Annotated in this window: 18 protein-coding genes; 17 read left to right on the top strand and 1 reads right to left on the bottom strand. The window is 59.9% G+C overall.

Annotated elements, in window-relative coordinates; all coding sequences use genetic code 11:
* The first annotated feature begins 21 nt into the window (after window positions 1-21).
* The 17 genes from Q8R75_RS04155 (at window position 22) to Q8R75_RS04235 (ending at window position 20,699) form a co-directional block, all read left to right on the top strand.
* Window positions 22-1,011 (top strand): IS5 family transposase, encoded by a 990-nt coding sequence (locus Q8R75_RS04155; RefSeq protein ID WP_305611720.1) that lies wholly within the window; start codon window positions 22-24, stop codon window positions 1,009-1,011.
* Between the two features lie 574 nt (window positions 1,012-1,585).
* Complete coding sequence (locus Q8R75_RS04160; RefSeq protein ID WP_305626903.1) at window positions 1,586-2,254, top strand: tetratricopeptide repeat protein; 669 nt, start codon at window positions 1,586-1,588, stop codon at window positions 2,252-2,254.
* Window position 2,255: 1 nt separating this feature from the next.
* Window positions 2,256-3,716 (top strand): lipopolysaccharide biosynthesis protein, encoded by a 1,461-nt coding sequence (locus Q8R75_RS04165; RefSeq protein ID WP_305611722.1) that lies wholly within the window; start codon window positions 2,256-2,258, stop codon window positions 3,714-3,716.
* Between the two features lie 58 nt (window positions 3,717-3,774).
* Window positions 3,775-5,712, top strand: coding sequence for a hypothetical protein (locus Q8R75_RS04170; protein WP_305611723.1), 1,938 nt, complete (start codon window positions 3,775-3,777; stop codon window positions 5,710-5,712).
* Between the two features lie 104 nt (window positions 5,713-5,816).
* Window positions 5,817-6,911 (top strand): glycoside hydrolase family 99-like domain-containing protein, encoded by a 1,095-nt coding sequence (locus tag Q8R75_RS04175; protein ID WP_305611724.1) that lies wholly within the window; start codon window positions 5,817-5,819, stop codon window positions 6,909-6,911.
* Window positions 6,908-7,882 (top strand): glycosyltransferase, encoded by a 975-nt coding sequence (locus tag Q8R75_RS04180; RefSeq protein WP_305611726.1) that lies wholly within the window; start codon window positions 6,908-6,910, stop codon window positions 7,880-7,882. Before Q8R75_RS04175 ends, Q8R75_RS04180 begins: the two co-directional genes overlap by 4 nt.
* A 51-nt stretch (window positions 7,883-7,933) precedes the next feature.
* Entirely contained in the window at window positions 7,934-8,743 is an 810-nt protein-coding gene (locus Q8R75_RS04185) for a polysaccharide deacetylase family protein (RefSeq protein ID WP_305611727.1), read from the top strand.
* A 13-nt stretch (window positions 8,744-8,756) separates the two neighbouring features.
* Entirely contained in the window at window positions 8,757-9,680 is a 924-nt protein-coding gene (locus Q8R75_RS04190) for a glycosyltransferase family A protein (protein ID WP_305611728.1), read from the top strand.
* Between the two features lies 1 nt (window position 9,681).
* Window positions 9,682-10,617, top strand: a complete 936-nt coding sequence (locus tag Q8R75_RS04195; RefSeq protein ID WP_305611729.1) for a glycosyltransferase — start codon at window positions 9,682-9,684, stop codon at window positions 10,615-10,617.
* An 8-nt stretch (window positions 10,618-10,625) separates the two neighbouring features.
* Window positions 10,626-11,555, top strand: a complete 930-nt coding sequence (locus Q8R75_RS04200) for a DUF6492 family protein (RefSeq protein ID WP_305611730.1) — start codon at window positions 10,626-10,628, stop codon at window positions 11,553-11,555.
* A gap of 392 nt (window positions 11,556-11,947) precedes the next feature.
* Window positions 11,948-12,910 (top strand): sulfotransferase, encoded by a 963-nt coding sequence (locus Q8R75_RS04205; RefSeq protein WP_305611731.1) that lies wholly within the window; start codon window positions 11,948-11,950, stop codon window positions 12,908-12,910.
* Window positions 12,907-13,800, top strand: a complete 894-nt coding sequence (locus tag Q8R75_RS04210) for a glycosyltransferase (protein ID WP_305611732.1) — start codon at window positions 12,907-12,909, stop codon at window positions 13,798-13,800. Before Q8R75_RS04205 ends, Q8R75_RS04210 begins: the two co-directional genes overlap by 4 nt.
* 7 nt (window positions 13,801-13,807) lie before the next feature.
* Window positions 13,808-14,656 (top strand): glycosyltransferase family A protein, encoded by an 849-nt coding sequence (locus Q8R75_RS04215; protein ID WP_305611767.1) that lies wholly within the window; start codon window positions 13,808-13,810, stop codon window positions 14,654-14,656.
* Window positions 14,653-16,323 (top strand): asparagine synthetase B family protein, encoded by a 1,671-nt coding sequence (locus Q8R75_RS04220; RefSeq protein ID WP_305611733.1) that lies wholly within the window; start codon window positions 14,653-14,655, stop codon window positions 16,321-16,323. Before Q8R75_RS04215 ends, Q8R75_RS04220 begins: the two co-directional genes overlap by 4 nt.
* 34 nt (window positions 16,324-16,357) lie before the next feature.
* Window positions 16,358-17,584, top strand: a complete 1,227-nt coding sequence (locus tag Q8R75_RS04225; protein ID WP_305611734.1) for a glycosyltransferase family 4 protein — start codon at window positions 16,358-16,360, stop codon at window positions 17,582-17,584.
* Between the two features lie 55 nt (window positions 17,585-17,639).
* Entirely contained in the window at window positions 17,640-19,508 is a 1,869-nt protein-coding gene (locus Q8R75_RS04230) for an asparagine synthase-related protein (RefSeq protein WP_305611736.1), read from the top strand.
* 3 nt (window positions 19,509-19,511) lie between these two features.
* A complete protein-coding gene (locus Q8R75_RS04235; protein WP_305611738.1) occupies window positions 19,512-20,699 on the top strand; it encodes a glycosyltransferase family 4 protein in 1,188 nt (395 codons plus the stop codon).
* A 41-nt stretch (window positions 20,700-20,740) separates the two neighbouring features.
* On the opposite strand, the gene Q8R75_RS04240 is transcribed toward Q8R75_RS04235, so the two are convergent.
* Window positions 20,741-22,093: a putative O-glycosylation ligase, exosortase A system-associated gene (locus Q8R75_RS04240; protein ID WP_305611739.1), complete on the bottom strand. Its 1,353-nt coding sequence runs from the start codon at window positions 22,091-22,093 to the stop codon at window positions 20,741-20,743.
* Window positions 22,094-22,098: the final 5 nt, after the last annotated feature.

Here is a 22,098-nt window from a genome sequence, read left to right on the forward strand (position 1 = left end):
CCGATACGCGCAACCGTCCCGATGAAACAGCAGACCAGCTTCGCCGACCTCGAGTACTCGGCGCGTCGCAAGCCGACGCGGCGCGAGAAGTTTCTGACCGACCTGGATCGTCTGGTGCCGTGGCCGCAGTTGGTGGCATTGATCGAGCCGCACTACTACCGCGGCGAGCGCGGTCGTCCGCCGGTCGGGCTGGAGACGATGCTGCGCATGTACCTGTGCCAGAACTGCCTGGGCCTGTCGGACGAAGGGATTGAAGACGCCATCGTCGACAGCATCGCGGTGCGTCGCTTCGTGGGCATCGACCTGATCGAGCGTCAGGCGCCGGATGCCACCACGCTGCTGAAGTTTCGCCGCCTGCTCGAACGTCACGACATGCCGGTGCGCATCTTTGCGCTGATTCGCGAACAGCTCGGTCAGCAGGGGCTGATCCTGCGAGAAGGCACCATCGTCGATGCCACCTTGATTGCCGCGCCGCCCTCGACGAAGAACAAGGAGGGCGAGCGCGACCCCGACATGCACCAGACGAAGAAGGGCAACCAGTGGTACTTCGGCATGAAGGCGCACATCGGTGTGGATGCGCACACCTGGGTGGTCCATTCGATCGCCACCACCGCGGCGAACGAGTCCGATGTGAGCCAGACGCACAAGCTGCTGCACGGTGAAGAGAAGCATGTGCATGCCGACGCCGGTTACCAGGGCGCGAAGAAACGCGAGGCACTGAAAGATTGCTTAGCCGAGTTTGTCATCGCACGCCGCCGTTCGACTTACAAGAAGCTGGACAAGGCTGACCCGAGACGCCAGCTCATCGAGAAGGCGGAGCATGCCAAGGCGAGCATCCGCTCGAAGGTCGAGCACGTGTTCCACGTCGTGAAGAACCTGTTCCGGCATCGCAAGTGTCGCTACAAGGGACTGGCGAAGAACACGGCGCAGTTGCAGGTGCTGTTCGCGATGGCGAATCTGGTGCTGTCGCAGCGAACGCTGTGCGCGCCGTACAGGACAGGTGCGTCCTGAAGGCGAGAAATCGGGGCGATGAGCCCAGAAAGGGCCCCGGATCGGTGATTCGGGAGTGAAAAACGGGTGAAATCCGATGTCATGACGACGCGAATTTTGCGAACACGACTTCCGGAATGGAGAATCCCGGAAGGGTGGCTTTGATCAGTGTTTCCCTGGCGCCTCGTGCAACACGACGCCAACGTCACGCCCGGACCCTGCGAAAAGGAAGAACCGATCTGCTACTGGACCACCCGCTTACCTGAAGCGCCAGAGGCACACTGCAGCCACCAGCCGGAAGAGAAGGCGCGCTCCGTATGGACTCATACCGTATCACGCGAGCGGCTAGCCCGCTCCCAACGTGACGCGCTAGGCGGACCTCGAAGTGGGCTCGTGGCATCATGAAAGCAGTCGGTTGCATGCGCCACAGCCCGGATCTCGCACTCCTGACCAACCGCCCCAGCGCATTGATTTTGAAACAAGACTTCTTCAAACGAAGAAATCACCCTTATACAAGTGATCCGCCGGCACCAGCCGCTAAATTCCACTTGATTGGCTTCCAAACAGGAATCTCAGCTTTTATGCGACCAGTCTGATGAGAACGCAATCAAACCTATTGGCACTGTCGATTGCCTGCATTCTGTTCATTATTTTTTTTTCGGCGTCCCGGCCCACTTGGGCACAGGCCGGACTTTCCGAAGCATATGTTCTAACGGAAGACGACCTGGCATTCATGCCACAATTCTGTCGCGCAAAAGTCACCAAAAAACTACCAAAAAATGTATATGAGGGTTGGAGCAATAAGTTCGGCCCCGAAAATTGGTTGCATATGCACCACTACTGCTTCGGACTGAAGGCACTCCAGCTTTCCTATTCGAATTTCCGGGACTTGACATCTCGCACATACCAGGCACGCGTCGCCGAAACTGAATTCAACTATGTGCTCAGGCATTCCGAGGAAGATTTTTACATGCGACCGGAGATATTGGTGCACCGAGGTCGGGCTCAAACACTCGCTCGCGCATATGAGCCTGCAAAGAAAAGCTTTGAAGAAGCATTGAAAATCAACCCGAAATCAGTGGACGCGTGGGTTGCCCTCGGAGATCTCTACAGCTTGATCGGGCGTAAGAACGACGCCATAAAAACACTTGAGCAAGCAATCGAAGTCACTGGCGAGGAGCAAAACAAAAAAATTCTTCTCAGATTGAACGATTTACGCTCTACCAACAGCCAAAGTAAAAAACCAAGCCTTCCCGCCGAATAACATGAGCCTGAAACAATCAATACGAAACAGCTCCAAGTGGCTGGTCGGAAGCAATCTCATATCCCAGATAATACAATTCTTGTTCGGGATAATTCTGGCGCGCCTTCTGGTACCCGCCGATTTCGGAATGATCGTAACGATTCAAATATTCACCGGATTCGTAAGCTTGGTTGCATCGGGTGGGTTAGGCCAGGCTCTGATCAGATCAAAAGAAGCTGGAGAGCGCGATTTTCAAGTAGTTTTCAGCGTACAACTGGCGGTAGGAATAGCAATCTATGCGGGATTTTTCCTGATCGCACCGTGGTTTGCGAAGTGGTTCGGATCACCGCTGTACGAAGACTTGCTCCGCATATCGGCGATAAGCTTCCTGATGCGCCCGTTTCTCAATCTGCACAATGTCTGGTTGCACAGAGAAATGCAATTCAAGGCAACCTCAACCATCAGCCTGGCTGCCAATCTATTGAGCGGTGTTTCAAGCATAGCGATGGCGATGGCAGGTTTCGGCGTCTGGAGCCTTGTTCTGAGCGGTTTGCTGGGAAGCGTGTTGAACTGCGCCCTGCTCATGCGCATTACTCCAATGCGAACAAAATTTATTTTTGATCGCGGCATTGCCCGACGGCACAGTGGATTCGGGATCAAAATAACGCTAAATGATTTCATCAGCTACATGCGCCATCAGACCAGCAACTTCATTCTGACGAAACTGGCTGGCCCAACGACGGTAGGGCTATTCAACAAGGGCGACAGCCTGGCCAAGCTTCCTTTCAACACAATAAGCGGGCCGATTTATCAGCCTGTTTTCCGATCAATGGCTGCGGAACAGGATAACCCTGACAGAATCAAGTATCTGTATTTCCGGATGGTTTCCCTGCTTCTGCTGTACACGATGCCGATCTATGTTGGGATGTGGTGGCTGGCGGAACCTCTCATCGTCACTCTGTACGGAACTCAATGGGCAGGCGCCGCCATTCCGCTCGAGATCCTCTCGCCACTCGGATTTCTCTATTGCATCGGCCATCCCTGTGGCGCGGTGCTCGGCGCGACCAATCGAGTAGGCCGCGAAGTCGTCGTGCAAACAATTACGTGGATTATCGTTGGCGTAGGTTGCTACGTTGGATTGCAATGGGGCCTGGCGGGAGTTTCATTCGGGATCGTCTTGAGCCAGGTGTATTCGACTACGCATATGTACCTGCTTTCGAACGCGGTGATCAAGGCGACCCCGCGCGAGCTGATCTCTGCACTTGCACCCGGGATCATGCTTAATTCAGTTCTGGTGGGCACCATCATCCTGATCGATGCTGTCTTGCCGGCTGGGTTCCGGTCTGATTCGACGGCGTTATATATCCTTGTAACAGCAGTACTCGGCGGCCTGGTGTATGCAGCGGTCTTTCTTTTCTTTCCGATGAATGCCCTGCGTGACGAAGCGAATCGCTGGAAAAGAATGCTTCGAATCGCGGCTTGAAGCAGCGTTCGAAACCGAATAGATCCGCCTTGAAAGTCAGCTGAAACAAGAATAAAGCATGCCCTCAATTGATTTGACATCGCTTTTCGCCGGACAGATGGAATTCGCCTCGGACCGAGACTGGAAATCTTCTGACTTCAATCGCCTAGATTACGCCACAGATTCAGACGTATATTTTCTGATTGACAGTTTCTCGGACAGCCCGGCTGTCTGCGCATTCATCCGCTGTACTTCAAGTGGAACGTTTCGCTTGTCTCTGGAGGGTGAGTACTGCCTCGCCAAGTGCGCGGCTGGCGGCTGGATTCTGAAACCGTACCGGGTCACAGATGATTTTTTCTGGCTTCCAGCGCCCCCCATGAGCCGTAGCCTGGACCAACAAGGACATATTCTTTCTCACAAGCCGGCACTTGTCAGCGGCGCGGAAGTCAGTCCGAAATCTGTGTCACTGGAGTTTGAGAACACTGACACGAACGTCGTTGACATCGTGGCGTGGAAGTTACCCGAATATTTATTGGCCGATCTTCAGCAACTTGATCACATGGAGCGTCGTTCGTATTTCCTCTGGAGCTCACACACTGCATACAAGATCCCTGCGGATGTGTATCTCCATCTGGTTAACGGGCATGTGTATGAAAATCACGAAGTCTGGCCAAAATACTGGCGCGTATGCTCGGAACTTGATGCCTACGCGCTTTACGTGACGCTGTCTGGCCTGTTGCGCGGAACCGGGAAAAAAATATACGAGCTCATGCGGCGGCAGATTGTTTTTTCCGTCGTTGCCCGTCAAAACAGCGACGGCGGCTGGTATCACGGCGAATGGACCGATGAAATGGAGTCGCACTATCGACTCCATGCGGCCGGAATGCTCCTGCTTGCTGCGTATTTCGAAGAAATACAGGATCCCGTCGTAGGGGAAGCCATCAAGCGAGCATGCGCATTTGCGGCGACGAGAATTGATCGCATCAATGCGGGTGTCTGGTACTTGCATGATTCGCTCGAGGAGACCGAGGAGACCCTCAAACGCTATCCGTTCCGCTACGAGATCAGTCGTGCTCTTGGAAAGTCACCCAGCAATCTGATGGTTCTCAACACGCACCTGGACACGAATGTTGCGATGGAGCGATGCCGGCGGGTCACCGGTGACGCGGAGTTCTCTTCATTGATCGAATCGGCACGTGAAACATCCGTTGCCGTATGCGCCATGAAACCGGCTGAATGGTTGTACCGGCCGCTTTTCCGCGCGATTGGACTTACCCTGCTTCCCCCAAGTGCCGGTGCAGCTTTGCCCTTGCCGCTTCGCGCGATCAAGAGAATGACGTGGAAATACATCATTCCCCTGTTGCCGCGGATCAAGGCGCGCTTTCCGCGGTTTGTCATGCCCGGGGGATTCATCGAACGTGATCTTGCCCAGCATTCTTTTTCGGTTCGTTATCAACCTGTTAATCTCATGGATCTCGTTCGCACGCGGCGGATTTTCGGTGAAGAGGCGCTTGATCCGTTGCTGGAGGAAAGTTTTGCCTTCACGCAGCACAGCGGCATCAAGGAGCGCTGGAAGGAATTTGCAGGCAAGGAGGATGATTCCCTCGGTTTTTGGGCTGAGGCGCTCTATCACATGTGCCTCCTTGAAGACGACCGTCGCTATCGCGCGTGGCTTGCCGATGCAGTGATCTATCTCGACGACGCCCGGCTTGGGCTTTCGCCTTCGTTGCTTGGCTGCAATGCAGAAGCGGTTGCGCCAAAACTGCAGACCCTGTGCCCACGCCCCTCCGACCCGCGGCTTTGCGTGACCAATCTGAGCAAGAGCCCACAACTTCTTGAGTATCTTGTTATCAACCCCAGCCGCGAAGACGTCGTTCTCGAGTGGGAGCTCGCCCCTGTTGGACCGGTCGAGTGGCTCGACAGTGGAGATACTCGTCGCGAAGAGAAACGCATCATGGTGCCCGCGCGTGGCTGGGTGCAGGGTGTCACGGCTTCTCAGGTTGAAGTCGAGCGATGACCCGGTCGTAAACCCGCTGTTGCGAAAGTATGTGATGCCGGCTCGGCTCACTTTTCCTGGACAGGTTTGGTGCCGCCATTCCCTTAACGAATCTGAATCGATCGATGCCATCAAATACCCAAGCTGACACGTCGCAGCGCGCACGCCTCATCGCCTTTCACCTTCCCCAATTTCACCCCACGCCCGAAAACGACGAGTGGTGGGGCAAAGGGTTCACGGAATGGACCAACACGGCAAAGGCGGCTCCGCTCTTCCCCGGGCACTATCAACCGCACATTCCTGCTGATCTTGGTTTCTACGACCTGCGCCTGCCCGAGGCGCGTCATGCGCAGGCCGAGCTTGCCAAAGAGTACGGCATCGGGGGGTTTTGCTATTACCACTACTGGTTCGGTGGGCGCCGGATACTCGAGCGGCCCGTCAATGAAATACTTCTTTCGTCGGAACCCGATTTTCCGTTCTGTCTGTGCTGGGCAAACCACAGCTGGAATACAGTCTGGCAGGGTACGAATTCGATGCTGGTCGAGCAGGTCTACCCCGGCATGGAGGATCATGCTGCCCATTTCGACTGGCTGTTGAAGGCGTTCACCGACCGCCGGTATCTGACCGTCGATGGCAAACCGATCTTCCTGATCTACAAGCCGGACGACATTCCCGATATTGTGCGCATCACCGATTTCTGGCGCGAGCGGGCCCTTCAGGCAGGTCTTCCTGGACTGTTCCTGATCGGCGTGTCACATCGCAACGAGAAGTGGGATCCACGCACCCGCGGCCTCGATGCCTCGACGATGCAGGCGTTGCCCGCACGCGACGGACGGATTCCCCGCCGGTATCTCAGCACGAAGATGAAGCTCGCAATGCAGGGCAACAAGCACGAACTCACGATCTGGGACTACGAAGAAATACTGCCCAGCCTGCTTCGCTCGAACAAGCCGGAGTGGAGGGACTTTCCCCTGGTACTGCCGAATTGGGACAACACACCACGCATGGGCATGCGGGGACTCGTGTTCCACGATGCGACGCCCGAGCTTTTCCGGGGTCACCTTCGGGAAGCCCTCGACCGCGTATCCCCTCATCCGGACAGCGAGAAGATCGTATTCCTGAAGGCCTGGAATGAGTGGGCCGAAGGCAACCACGTCGAGCCCGATCAGAAATGGGGACGTGCCTGGCTGGAAGTCATCCGCGACGAACTTCGCGCATGAGCGGTTCGGTCGCGGAGCGCCCGCTGATTTCGGTCGTCATGCCCTGCTACAACGCCGGGCCCTATCTTGAGCAAGCGGTGTCGTCGGCGCTCGACCAGATCAACGTCAGGACCGAAGTTGTGCTTGTGGACGACGGTTCAACCGACGATTCGCTCACTGTGGCCGAGTCGCTTGATGCGCGATATCCGGGGCGCGTCACAGTGCTGCGCTCGGATCGGCGTGGCCCCTATCCTGCACGCAACCTTGCGCTGAAGCAGGCGCGGGGAACCTTCGTTGCCTTTCTGGATGCCGATGACTGGTGGGAGCCGGATGCGCTTTCAAAGCTTCTGGATGCAATCAGGGCTGCCGATGTCGATCTGGCCTACTGCGGCTGGCAGAACGTGGGAGAGGGCGTGGAATCTAAACCCTACATACCCGCAGCCTACGAACAGGAAGACATGGCCGCCCATTTCGTGCGCACTTGCCCATGGCCCATTCACGCAGCCCTCCTCAAGCGAGAGGTGGTCGATGCATTGGGAGGCTTCTGCGAAGAACGCTTCTCGTCGATGGATTACCACTTCTGGCTACGCGTGTACGGTCGCACCGAGCGCATCGTACGGGTACCCGAAGTGCTGGCTTATTACCGTTGGCATGGCAGCGGACAGGTGTCGGCAGTCAAATGGCGGCAAGTTCTTGATGCGCTTTGGGCACAGAAGGACTTCCTGGCAAGCTACCCGGGCCGCGTCGCTCATCTGACACCCGAGAAACTACTGGATTTGACGGAAGGTCGCATACTCCGGGAAGCGTATCGCGCACTCTGGAAGCGGGACCTGGCTTCGGCTCACACACTGTTCCGTCACGCGAGCCAGTCGGGGATCGGGAAAATGGCCGACATGCGGTACATCCTCACTGCAAAGCTGCCGCTCTCCCTGTACAAAGCCATATTTTCGCTGCGCGACAAATTCGGAAGTGGCACACACGGCAGTCAGTGAGGCACGGCCTGACCTTGGCGCCGCTTGGATGGAACGCACAAAGGAACAGCCGTGACAGCACGGAAGCAGACCGCAGAACGCATCCCCGTACTGATGTACCACCGCGTTGGCGACACAAGCAACGCATGGGAAGCACGCTACGGAATCCGCCCGGAAGACTTCCGCGCCCACATGCAGGCACTGGCCGATGTTGGCTACCGTGCAGTCACAATAGATGACATGGTCAAGTGGCTTGAGGGCGACCTCACGCTGCCGGAGGGTGCATTCCTGCTTACGTTCGACGACGGCTTCAAGGGCGTCATGGATCACGCCATGCCGGTGCTGCAGCAACTTGGCTGGCCGGCGACCGTCTTCCTGGTCAGCGATCTCATCGGAAGCCGGGACGAATGGACACGGACATCCAACCCTTCGGGCCAGACGCACCCCCTGCTCGACGCGGACGATATCCGCACGATGAGCGCAGCCGGGTTCAGCTTCCATTCGCACACGCGCAGCCACGCCAGCCTTCCAACGCTGGACGATGATGCCCTGGCCGACCAGCTGGCCGGATCGCGGCGCGCGCTGCAGAACCTGCTCGGTCATGATGTGGATTACATCGCCTACCCGTTCGGTCATCTGGACGAGCGGGTCGAGGTCGCAACGCGCGCTGCCGGCTACAGGGTAGCGTTTTCGACACAACCCGGATTCAACCGCAACGACGTGAACCGCCTGCGCATCCGCCGCCTCGACGTGTTCGGTACCGACACGCCCGCGATGCTGCTGCGAAAGGTCAGGCTCGGCAGCAACGATGGCACGCTCGGCAATGCGGTGCGCTATTACTTCCGGCAAATCACCCGACGCCTGCCCGGCGCGAGCCGATAAGGGGCCGCGCGACATGACCCAGCCCCGCTACTCCGTTGCACTGTGCACGCACAACCATGCAGACCGTCTTGAATGGACGCTTGCAGAGCTTGCGTTGATGCGGTTGCCGCAGGCCCCGATCGAGTTTCTGGTCATCGACAACGGATGCCGCGACGACACGCCTCGGCTTCTTGCCGCGCACCGCTGGCCCCCGGGATTCAATGCGCGCATCGTCCGCGAGGACAAGCTCGGTCTATCGAATGCGCGCAACCGCGCTATTGCCGAAGCGCGAGGCGAATACATCATCTTCATGGACGATGACGAAACCGCCGATCCGGACTGGCTGTGTGCTTTTGAACGATTGATCGATGCCCATGCACCTGATGCCTTCGGCGGCCGCATCAAGGTGCTGTTCGAGGACTCTCGGCCGCCCTGGCTGAGTGACGAACTGCTGGGTTTTCTGGGCGAATTGAACAGATCGGACTCGATCGTGCCACTGACATCTCCCGATACGTCTTTCTATGGCGGCAACTTCGGGTTCAGAAAGACCGTGTGCGAAACGGTCGGCGGATTCGATTCGATGCTCGGACGCAAAGGTGGCGACAACACCGGCGGCGAAGAAGTCGACTTCTACCGCCGGCTTCTGGCAGCAGGATTCGGCGTGTGGTGGACGCCCGATGCGGTCATCCATCACCGCATCCAGGCAGCAAAGCTGAATCGCGGCTACTTTCTCGACTTGCACTACAAGCAGGGGCGAGTCGACGGCACGCGCAGCCGCCGGACAGAATCGCGCTGGCCGCCAATCTATATCTACGGTCAGTTGTGGCGTGCGTTTTCCGTGGCCATGCGTCAGGCGCTGTCGCAAGGACGTGACTCCAGCCTGCGCAAGGAAATGAATGTGGCTTACTTCATCGGTACGCTGTCGGGCTGGATCCGCCCGCGAGATGCAGGCCGCTGACATGGAAACGCGACCTGCATGCGACGTAACGGTCGTCATCTGTACGCATAACCGGATGTCGCTGCTGCGGCAGGCGCTTGACGCGCTGCGTGTCGCGCCCCCTCCGGACGACCTGACCGTGGATCTTCTGATCGTCGCGAACGCCTGCAACGAAAGCACGCTGCGCGAACTGCACGATATCGAGGCGCAGTGGGCGCCTCACTCACTCGGGCTACGTGTTCTCGAAGAGCCGGTAGCCGGGAAGTCGCATGCGCTCAACTCGGCACTCGCGACGCCGCTTGCCCGGCACGTGTGCTTCATCGATGACGACCAGGTGGTCGCACCGGACTACTTTCACGCGCTGTCGGCGTTGATCCGGCGAAATCTTGACTACGGCATGTACTGCGGCTGGATTCTGCCTGCGTGGGACGGGTCCGAACCTTCCTGGGTGCACCTGCGCGACGAGTACAGGATTCCGGTGCGCCCTTTCCCAGAGTACGACTTCGGCGAGACGGAGACGGAAATCACCGGGGAAATGAAGATACCGAGCGGTGGAAACATCATCATCCGGCGCGATGTAATCGAACGCACGGGCCGCTTCTCTGCTGAGCTGGGTCCGACCGGACACAACCTGATGGGCGGCGAGGACATCGATTACATCCGGCGCGCCCTGCAGGACGGATGTCGCCTGCTCTATGTACCTGGCTTGCGACAACGCCATCTGCTGGAACCGGAACGGATGACCACCCGATACATGATGCGGAAATGCTTCCTGCGCTCTTATTCATCCATCCTGATACACGGCGGAGCAGAAGGGATTCGCATGGTGCCATCGCTGCTGCGCAAAGGCGTTACCTATGCATTGCATGCGGCATTCAGCACGAACAGTGACCGTCGCTTCTACTGGCTGATGAGACTGGCAGCCACAGCAGGCGAAATGAGGGCGCAATTCGGATGATGACCGGCGTGAATAAGGAAATCGCCCCGAAGCGCCCGGGACCGCACGCATCCGACTCGTCGCTGCTCTTCTTCACGCCGTCCTACCGCAACGATATCGACCGGCTGGTGCTGCTTCGTCGCAGCATGCGCAAGTTCTATCGCGGCTCCGCCCAACATGTGGTGGCCGTTCCGGAATCCGATCTGGCCTTGTTCCGAACTGCGTTGCGCGATGACGACTGCACGCTGGTGTCGCAACAGAGTCTCGTCGACCGTCGTTTCTTTCCGACAGCCCTCTACAGTCTGATCGATCGTTACGCGCACGGTCAGGCGTGGCGCTTCGCGAAGCACGCGGGCAAGGGCGGCTGGATCATTCAGCAGATTGCAAAACTGAACGCAAAAAGCCTGAAGGAACGCGGGCCCATCCTCGTACTCGATTCTGACCTGTTTTTCTTCCGGTCATTCGACGACGCCGATCTGCTGGCCGATCGCGGCCGAGTGCTGGTGCGCATCACGCCGACGACGGAATCGGGCAGACACCGCAAGCACATCGCCGGTGCACGCAAGTTGCTGCGTCTGCCCGAAGGAAGCACCGAGCACCACTACATGTCCTGCCCGGCCATCCTGCAAGCGGAGTGGCTGCACGAACTGGCCCGCCATCTGGAACAGCTCCATGACAAACCTTGGCAAGATGTGCTGCTGGCCGAAGACACGATGTCCGAATATTCGATCTACGGCGTGTTCGTCGAAGAGACACTGAAGCCGTCCGACCTCGTCATCCATGACCGAAGTTTCAATCACATGCTTTGGGATACCCCTTCTTACGCACGTTTCTTCGCGGACCCTCAATCGGTGCTGACCGAAGATCCATCAAAGGTCTGTGTCGTTGTTCAGTCTGCGTTGAAAGTACCCGCCGACGAGTACGCTCAGGCACTCGAAAAAATACTCGGGAATCAATGAATCGACCCGCATGCGCTCGTGCGTAATTCGCCGACCAAGTGGTGGACGAACATCGCAGCATCGACGTTTTCAAGGAAAGAAGTGAGACGACATCGGACATGACACATTTCGCTGTCTGCGCAGTTCGTGAACGGGGTGCCGAAGCCGCTGGTTCGCGGGTACCGATGAAAGTGATCGCCCGGATGAACTACCGCTGTGGCGAGCTCGAGATATTTATCTGCAGAGCTGGTGATCCGCTCTCGAGACCCTGGTTTAAGGTCGGTAGTCACCCGAGTCATCGTCGGACTTGACCGGCACTGAATGGATTTATTGGCTTTGGGCATCCGGATGGAAATCGTGATCTACCGACCGAAAAGCTCGCTGGCGCAGCGCGCCATAGCCCGGACAGAAACATGAACCGCATAACCATTTCAAAACTTCTCAAGGTCACCGATCCTGAAATCGTCCGAAAGAACCTCGTTCATCTGAAGCGCGAGATGGCCGGGCTGTATTGGGACCTTACCCGGCCGACGCCGCGCCCGCCCGTATTTCTGGTCGGCTGTTCGCGCTCGGGCACCACAGTCACCTTCGAAACCATCGGCGCGTCGTCGGATCTGGTCAATCTCGGCTTCGAAATCCCGCAGTTCTGGAATGACCTCTACGGGCCGCTGAACAACGGCTGGCATTCCGAAGCAGCGGGCCCGGAACACGCCCGACCAGAACATCGCGATGCCGCACTGCGCTTTTTCTATCGCCGGTTGGGCGGCGGGCGAATCCTCGACAAGACCTGCATAAACGTCATGCGCGTCGGCTACCTGCATGCTCTGTTTCCGGAGGCAAAGTTCGTTTTCATTCAGCGTGACGGACGCGACAATATCAGTTCGATGATCGACGGCTGGCGTCTCGGCCGTACCGACGGTGATTTCCACCTCTCGCAGTTTCTCGGCGATTTCCCCGAACCGGTGGCGATCAACCATGGCGAGTACACCGACTGGGCTTTCTTCCTCGCGCCCGGATGGCGAACCTACAACCAGGCGCCGATTGAAGAGGTTTGCGCCTTTCAGTGGATCAGCGCCAACCAGCTCGCGCTTGATGCGGCGGCGCTGCTTCCTCCCGACCGCTGGATACATCTGCGCTACGAAGATCTGTTCGAACGCCCTGTCGACATGTTCCGCGACGTCTACGCGCGGCTTGACCTCGCATTCACATCGGACATCGAGCAGCGCTGCCGCACCCTGGATCAGCGCCCGACCAGCATCGTCAAGGGCAAGCCTGCGAAGGCGAAGTGGAAGCAGCAAAACCCGGAATTGATCGAGCGCATACTTGATCGTATCGAGCCGATGCAGCAACGTCTCGGCTACGACACTGGAGCATGAACACACCTCACATCAGCGTCGTCATCCCCGCCTACAATGCAGCATGGTGCGTGGCACGGGCAATCGACTCAGTACTCAGCCAAACCTGGAACGATTACGAGGTCATCGTCATCAATGACGGATCGACCGACGAGACCGCTGCAGTCCTCTCTGGCTACCGCGATCGCATCAACGTACTGACGCAGAAGAATGCCGGCCTCTCCGCCGCGCGCAACGCAGGCATTGCTGCCGCGCGAGGAGAGTGGATAGCGTTTCTCGACGCCGACGACTGGTGGCTACCCGCCAAGCTTGACGCGCAGGTGGAGTTGGTCAGGACCTGCCCGAATATCGGTTTCTGCTCGACTGCGGCGCTCATCGTTTCTCCTGAAGGGAAGACACTTGAGCGCTGGGATGACGCAGGTGCCAACGGTGAAATCCTCCGTAACATCTTCGTGACAAACGCGACCGTCGCTGGCAGCGGTTCGGCCGTGATGGCACGACGTAGCCTGTTCGATCAGATCGGTGGCTTTGATACCGCGCTGCGCAGCCTTGAAGACATCGACATGTGGATGAGGCTTGCCGCCGTCGCCCGCTATGCCTGCGTGCGCGAGCCGATGACCTGCATCGTTCGCTCACCCGGCAGCATGAGCCGCAACCGCGAAGTGATGCGCAGCAGCGCCGTGAATGTGATGACCAAGAACCGTGATCTGCTGGGGGCGCGCGATCGCGGTGCCTTCTGGCGCATGGCCATGGCCGGAGTACTGGCCGACTACGCCAAATGGCGCTATCGCGACGGGGAGCGCGCGGCAGCATTGTTCGATCTGGCCGAAGCGTTCGCTCTTGCACCCGTTTCACGCGGTCGCCTGCTGGTATCGCTGGCGCTGGCGATGCTGGGTGGCCGCAAGGTCTGACGAACGCATGCTCAGCGTCGTCATACCCGCGCACAACGCTGCCCGATGGATTGTTGAAGCGATCGTCAGCGTCAAGGCGCAGTCGTTTGCGCCACTGCCGGACATCATCGTTGTCACCAGCAACTGCACCGACAATACGGCGGATCTGGCGCGCGCGGCCGGCGCTCGCGTCATCGACAGCCCTGCCCCGGGCCCGGCCGCAGCGCGCAATGCAGGCGTCGCTGCCAGTAGCGGTGAATTCATCGCCTTTCTTGATGCGGACGATCTTTGGCCACCGAACAGCCTTGCTTCCAGAGTCTCGCTGCTGAATGACAAGGCGGACGCAGCGATGGTGTTCGGCGACTGTCGCCAGTTCGACGATATCGACGGCCAGTATCTTCTGCGTCCCGAAACCCTGTTTGCAGAAAGCGGACTGGACGCGGACTTCTTCGGAGATACGGCGTATATGACCGATCCGCTCGACAAGCTGCTCGACGCGGGTTTCGTGACCACTGGCTCAGTCGTGATGAGACGGCAGGCTTTCGACGCACTAGGCGGTTTCGATGAATCGCTGCAGCACGTAGAGGATCTCGACCTGTGGTTGCGCGCTGCCGCGCGTTTCCCCCTACTGTGGCACCCCGATCTGGCACTGCTGCGGCGCCGGCACGACGCCAACTTGTCTCATGACACGCCCAGCATGCAAATCGCCTACATCCGTGTGCTGACGAGGCTGGCGAACACGCTGCCGGCTGGTCACCTCACGGTCCGCATCCGCGCGCTGCGTCAGCGTGAGCACCGTGCCCTGGCGCGACAAGCGCTCACCAGCGGGCATGCACTGAGGGCCATGAAGCATTGCTGGCTGGCTGTCACACGATGAACGACGGGGCCTACGGCTGTTTCGATCCAAGCACCGGCTCGCTGTCCCCGGCCACGGGCTGGGTGTCGCTTGGCGGTGCGTTACCGAACCTGATGATCGCGGGCGTGCTTTTCTGCTCGGACCGCATGGCCGATCCGCTCAGGTCCGGAATGGCAACGGACGCCGACGGTCACTACGCGCTGGCCGCCATTGATGGATTGCGACGCACACTGGTTCTGGCGCGTGATGCAGCAGGGGCGATGTCGCTGTTCCATCATCGAGACGCATCGGGTTGCATACATTTCGCCACCCGGCTCGATGCGCTGCTAATCCGGCTGCGGACTGCCCCGACGCTGTCGCAGCGCGGGCTCGACGAATACCTGCGCTTCCTCGACATCGCTGCACCCAACACCCTCTACGAAGGCGTTTTTGCACTTGAAGCCGGCCAGACTCTGGAATTCACGGCGAGCGGACATCGCGAACTCAATGCAGCATTACCTGAGGTCACGCCCCCGGCCACTTACGATGCGGCGTGCGATGAGGTCGATCGACGCCTGCAAGCTGCGATAGATCGCCGCCTCGCCGGCAGCGTCGCACCCGCGGCGTTTCTCAGCGGTGGCCTCGACTCGGCGCTGCTTTGTGCTCTGGCCAGCAAAGCCGGTCATCGCGTCTCTGCGTTCACGGTCGGCTTCGATACACCGTCACTCGACGAATCGGCGACGGCGGCAGCCATTGCAGGTCATCTGGGCCTTGAACACCACGTACTTCGACCTGATGGCGACGCGCTCGAAGCCGTGTTCGAACGTGCGCATGCTCAAGCCGAACAGCCCTATTGCGACCCAGCAGGCATGCCGACACGGCTGCTGTTCGAAGCCTGCGCCCGGCAGTCCGATTGCGTGCTGGACGGCACCGGCGCCGAAGCGCTGCCCGGCATGATGCCGGCGCGCTGGCGGCGCATCGCACATGACTGGGTGGCTTACCTTCCCCCGGCTTCGCGGCACGCGATTGCGCGTGCGCTTGGCCGGCTGCCGGCAATAGCCGGCTACGCGCGACTGTTCGAATTCAACGTTCGGCAGGATCTTTTCATACGCTGGAGCGGCTTTACCGCGGATGACATCACCCGCCTGACCGGCCGTACCCCCGATTTTTCCCTGACGCGCTTCTACACCGCTCATGCCGCACTGCGCGGCGCGTCGCACCTGAAGCGGCTGTCGGTTCTGCAGGGAACGGCAACACCAGACGATCGTATCCACCAGGCTTCCATCGCAACGGGCTTGCGTGTCGAGCACCCCTTTGGCGCGCCCGATGTCACGCACCTGCTGCAGGCACTGCCCGAGGACTGGTGCTGGCGCCCCGACAGACCGAAGCGACTGCTGCGCGACCTGCTAGCGCGTCACGTACCTGAAACCATCTGGAATACACCGAAGCGTGGCTTCAACATCGACCTGACCGGATTGCTGCGCAGCAATGACCACCGTCTGCTGCGTCGTCATCTGGGAGATCCCGCGGTCATCGCACAGATGCCGCTTGACGCGACTGAGGTCGTTCGATGGCGCGATCGGTTCATCGAAGGCGACGATGCGGTGACTCACCGTGTGTGGGCGCTGTTGAATCTGTCTGCGTGGCTGTCAAGCCGCCGCACTGCGGCATCCTCCCTCGTCGGCGACGCTTTGTCTCGGCTACAGTAGTGCCCAGTCAAGTACCCGTCCGCCCCCGGCCTGCATGAGCCTGCCCAGCGCATCGACCACCCGCCATCTGCAACACAGCACGCCGGTTGCAGAAGAACCGGCACGCCCACTGCGCGTGCTCATGTACTCGACCTACTTCCCGCCGGAATTCAGTGGTGCGGCGCAACAGGCGCTGATGCTGGCACGGCAGCTTCGGCGACTGGGCCACCATGTCGAGTTCGTCACCGTGCGCTGGCGCGACCTGCCGGAGCAGGATGTCGTGGATGGCTTTCCGGTCACACGCCTCTATGCAGGGCGAGGCAGCAAACATCGCGAGCTGCGGCTGTGGGCTAACCTGTGCGCCTACGTATGGCGGCGACGGAAGGATTTCGACCTGCTGCACAGCCACGGCGCCTATTACACGAATGCCATCGTCGGGCCGCTCGCCCGTGCCGCCGGTCTCAAGTCCATCGTCAAGGCGAGTCTGGCCAGCGATGACCTGCACAGCGTGGGTCATTCACTGTCCGGTCGGCTGCACCTCGCGCTGCTGCGGCAAGTGGACGCCTGCGTGGCGATCAGCGGCGATCTGACCCGCGAATTCCGGGACTGCGGCGTTCGCCGCGAACGCATTCACTATCTGCCCAACGGTGTCGACACGACGCTGTTCCATCCAGCCGGCGATGACGTCCGATCAGCCTTGCGCGCGCAGCTCGACCTTCCGCTCGATCAACCACTGGCGCTTTACGCCGGAGTCATGGACGGACGCAAGAACATCGAGTGGCTGGCCACACAATGGGTGGAGCACGATGCGTTCGGCACCGAAGCGCTGCTGGTGGCGATCGGCCCGCAAAGTCGCGAAGATCCGGAAGGCAAATTGCTGGCGCGCCTGCAGGCCCTGCAGGACAGCGCGCCTCGTCGCTTCCGTCTGCGCCCCTACAGCGCGGGCATCGACACCTATCTGAGAGCGGCCGACCTGCTGGTGCTGCCGTCGCGCCGCGAAGGCCTGCCTAACGTCGTGCTTGAAGCGATGGCGTGCGGCCTTCCCTGCGTCGCCGCCGACGTGAGCGGAACGCGCGAACTGATCAAGCCCGGGGAAACGGGTTTTACCTATCCGCCGGGTGACGTCGCTGCACTGGCGACCGCCGTGACCGATGCCTTGTCCCCCGATGGCCGCAGACTCGGCGCCAACGGCCGGCGCGTCACCGAACAGTTGTTCTCGCTGGAGGCCGTCGCGGGCAACTACTGCCGGCTTTACGCCGATCTGCTTGGAACAAAACAATGAAGATGCGCCGTGGCACCACAGTCACCGGCAGCGTCCGGCTTGAAAAGGAACAATGATGAGCAAGATTTGCGGCTGGCTTGAAGCCACGCGTGCCGGCTCGCCACGGATGTCCGATCCGTCGGCTGGCATCCGCCTCATGGGCGATCGGCTCGGCGGTCTGTCGTCGTCTGCGCTGCAATACCGGCTCGGCACAGGGTGCGCGACTGCCGTGCGCGCGACGCCCGGTGAAACTGAAGTGTGCAAGGACGGCGGGCTGTTGCTCGCGCTGGCCGGACGCCCCACCTGGTCTGACGCAGCGTTGCGCGAGCGCGCCGCGCACACCGGCATGGCCCAGTCGGTGCTGCATGCATGGCGCGAACGCGGACATTCGCTGCTTGAACACCTGCACGGAAGCTTTTCGATTGCCCTGCTCGACAGTGACCGCGGCGAGGCATTGCTGGCAATCGACCGCGTCGGCACGCACACGCTCTGCTACGCGCGGCGCAGCTCGACGCTGGTGTTCGGCGCCACCGCCGATGCCGTGACGGCACACCCCGAAGTCGCGGCCGACGTCGACCCGCAGTCGGTCTATGACTATCTCTACAGTCACATGGTCCCGGCGCCTGCGACGATCTACCGCGACGTGTGGAAACTGTTGCCTGCGCAATACCTGCACCTGAGGGGCACGACGGCAGAAACCGGCTTCTACTGGAGCATGCCTTACGACGAAGCGGCAGGCGACGACTACGAACGCCACGCGGCGCGCTTCCGCGAACTTCTTGAACAGTCCGTTCGAGGCATCGGCACCGGAGAAGAGGTCGGCGCCTTCCTGAGCGGCGGGACCGACAGTTCGACCGTCGCTGGCGTCATGGCACGCGTAGCCGGACACGGCCCGCACACCTACTCCATCGGCTTCGATGCGGACGGCTTCGATGAAATGGAGTACGCCCGAATCGCGTCCACCCATTTCGGCTGCAGGCCCCATGAATACTATGTGACGTCAGCCGACGTCACACAGGCGATCCCGAAGATCGCAGCACACTATGATGAGCCTTTCGGGAATGCGTCGGCCGTGCCGACCTTCTTGTGCGCGCGCATGGCTCGCGACAGCGGTCGCACGCTGATGCTCGCCGGCGACGGCGGTGACGAAATCTTCGGGGGCAACGCCCGCTACGCCGACCAGGAGGTTTTCGAACGTTACGGGCGCCTGCCAGGCCCGCTGCGCGGCGTACTGGGCGGCGTGTTCGGCAATCTGCCCGATGCGCTGGCGATCGGCGTATTCCGCCGCGCGCGCAACTATGTCAATCGCGCCCGAATACCTCTGCCCGATCGCATGGAAGTGTTCAATCACGTCGAACGCGAAGGTGCGAGCCGGATATTGCAGGATCGCCTGCTGTCCGGACTCAATCCGCACAGACCCCAGGAATTCGCACGCGAGGTGTACGGGCGCACACGTTCGACCGCGATGGTCGACCGCATGATGCATCTCGATCTGAAACAAACACTGGCGGACAGCGATCTGCGCAAGGTGTCGCGCATGTGCGAACTGGCAGACATCGACGTGCGCTATCCGCTGCTCGATGAACGGCTCATGGCGTTCTCGGCCCCATTACCCGCGAACTACAAGGTACGCGACGGTCAGTTGCGCTGGTTCTTCAAGGATGCGCTGAAGGACTTCCTGCCGCAGGCGGTCCTCACGAAATCGAAGCACGGCTTCGGGCTGCCGTTCGGATTGTGGATGCAGCAGGATGCACAACTCGGCCGCCTGGCAAAGGATTCGCTCGATGCACTGGTAGAGCGCCGCGTGGTGAAACCCGAGTTCGTGCAACATCTTCTGGAACGACACCGCAGCGAGCATGCCTCGTATTACGGCGTGATGATCTGGGTGCTGATGATGCTCGAACAATGGCTGCAGTCGCATCCGCAGGCCCGACTGGACACCTGAGTCATGACAGCGACCGACCCTTCCGCGAAAGCGCCCGACGCGCGCTATCTGGTGATCACCGAGCTGTTCCAGCCGACCAAGGGCGGAACAGCTGTGTGGTTCGACGAGGTCTATCGCCGCATGGGCGGCGCCGGCACCCACATCCTGACGGCAGACGTCGAAGGTGCGGACGAACATGACCGCTCGAGTCCGAACACCATCCATCGGCTCGGACTGAAACGCTACGAATGGATGCGCCCGGAATCCCTGCCGGTCTATGCGGAGTTCTTCCTCAAGGCCGTGTCGGTCGGATTGCGCAATCCGGTCACGCAGATTCACGCCGGGCGTGTGCTGCCGGAGGGACTCGTGGCCGTGCACGCCGGACGCCTGCTGCGCGTGCCGGTCGTCATCTACGCCCACGGAGAGGAAATCACGACCTGGCGGCATCCGCGCCGGGTAAAGGCGATGACCAAGGCCTACACCTCCGCGCAACTGGTCATCGCCAACGGCGAATTCACACGCAACCTGCTGCTCGACATGGGCGTAGCGCCCGACCGTGTGGTCATCATCAATCCGGGGGCAGACACCCTGCGTTTCCGACCCGGACTCGATGGCAGCGCGCTGCGCGCCTCAATCGGGTTGCAGCCGTCATCCCGGCTGGTGCTGTCGGTCGGGCGATTGTCGCGCCGCAAGGGCTTCGACCATGTCATGCAGGCCATCCCCGACCTGGTCAGGCGCGGACTCGATGCTCATCACGCAATCATCGGCAAGGGCGAGGATCAGCAGTATCTCGAGGACATGCGCGCCAACTCGCCGATGCCGGAGCGCATTCACCTCCTGGGCGGCGTCAGCGCAGACGATCTGCCGCTCTGGTACGCCGCGAGTGATCTTTTTGCGATGCCCAACCGCGACGTGGGCAACGACACCGAAGGTTTCGGCATGGTCTACATCGAAGCCGCCGCCTGCGGCCGGGCCTCGCTCGCCGGCAATGCAGGCGGTACCGGCTCGGCGGTGCTTCATGGTGCAACCGGCTTGCGCTGCGACGGCGAATCGGTCGCCGCGATCAGCGAGGCACTGTTCGCCCTGCTCGATCCCGCGAGCGATTTCGGCGCGCAATGCGCCGCGCGTGCGCAGGAGCGGGCACATCGCGAATTTTCATGGCAGGCGGTGATGGAAAAGACACGCATCGTCTGTGACCAGTTACGTCGCTGAGCCGCCGGGCCGTTCAACCCATCGACGTCCTTAGCACAACTCTAATAGTTCTGACGGGCAAGCGCTGACCCGCGCTTTTTCCAGGGCCACGGAAGATCAAGGCGACCTCCCTTCAGGAAGCCTTCGGGACGGGTTCTGGACCATTCGTCGTCGGAAAGGCCTGCGAGGCGCCGCTTGATGAGCCAGGTTGTCGAGGCGACTGCCACGATCAGCATGTAGTAGTAATCGAAGTATGCGAGACCGAGAAACTGGCCGGCTGTCGCATAGGCGATGAGACTGACCTGCACCATACGCATCATGTCGGCCACCCACGAGATGTCCGGCATGCGACGTGCCTGTCGGGCGGACCAGCCGGCACTGAGCCAGGTAAACAATCCCAGGGTGAAGAACAGCGTCAAACCAATGAAGCCGTGTTCTCCCAGGACTTCGAAGGTAATGCTGTGGACGTCCCGGACATTCGATGGATCGGGCGCGTACATGGAGAACGTCAATGACTGCCAGCAATCGAAGCCTCCGCCGAATATTCGGTCCTTGGCCATGTTGAAACTTGTCCACCACGCATTCACACGGCCAATAGCCGATGCATCCTCGTCGTGCGTCTTGATGGTACCCATGCGCTCATACCATGACTCAGGCATGAAGGCCGCTATCGAAAGCCCCGTCAACGCGATCAGGAATCCACTGAACAACTTGTTCCGGCTGTTGATCCAGACGAACGCCGTCATTGCCGCCATGCCCAGCAGGGCGCCGCGCGATTGCGTACCTATCGCAGCGAACGCGGTCAGTACAGTCCATACCGTCATGAAGAGCTTGAGCGGTGGATTGACGACACGCGAACGAACGAAGAACAGCAGAGGCACGGTCATCGCCATGGCCAGACCGATTTCGTTGTTGCCCTCGATGAACGTTCCAGGTGGTCCCTGGACACGATTCGAGCCACCTTTCAAGATCGTGAAAATACCGCCCTTGAAACCGTAGAAGCCGATGGATGCTGCGCACATGCAGATCAAGGCTTCGATGCGGTCGAAGCTGCGCATCAGGATGAGCGCCACGAAGATCATCAACTGAATCTTCAGCACTTTTTCCAGTTGTGCGACAGCCACCACTGGATACATTGAAAAGATGGTTGTGACGCACATCCACAGCACGAAAATCAGCAGGACCACCGTTTCCCGGGTCCAGATTATCTTTTTGATTTCCTTGGAAAAAAGCAGCGCCACGAGCGTGGTCAGCGCGACGATCATCGCGAACGGCAGGTTCAGTGCAAAGCCATAGGCCATGCGGTGCGGATTCATCAGGCTGAGCCAGGTGAACAGCAATATGCCCAACCATGGGAAGCGCAGCACGAAAGGCAACACGCCGAAGACGGCGAGCGTGACGACGATGTCACGCATGTCCC

The sequence above is a fragment of the Methyloversatilis sp. genome (assembly GCF_030696805.1).
Classification (GTDB): domain Bacteria; phylum Pseudomonadota; class Gammaproteobacteria; order Burkholderiales; family Rhodocyclaceae; genus Methyloversatilis.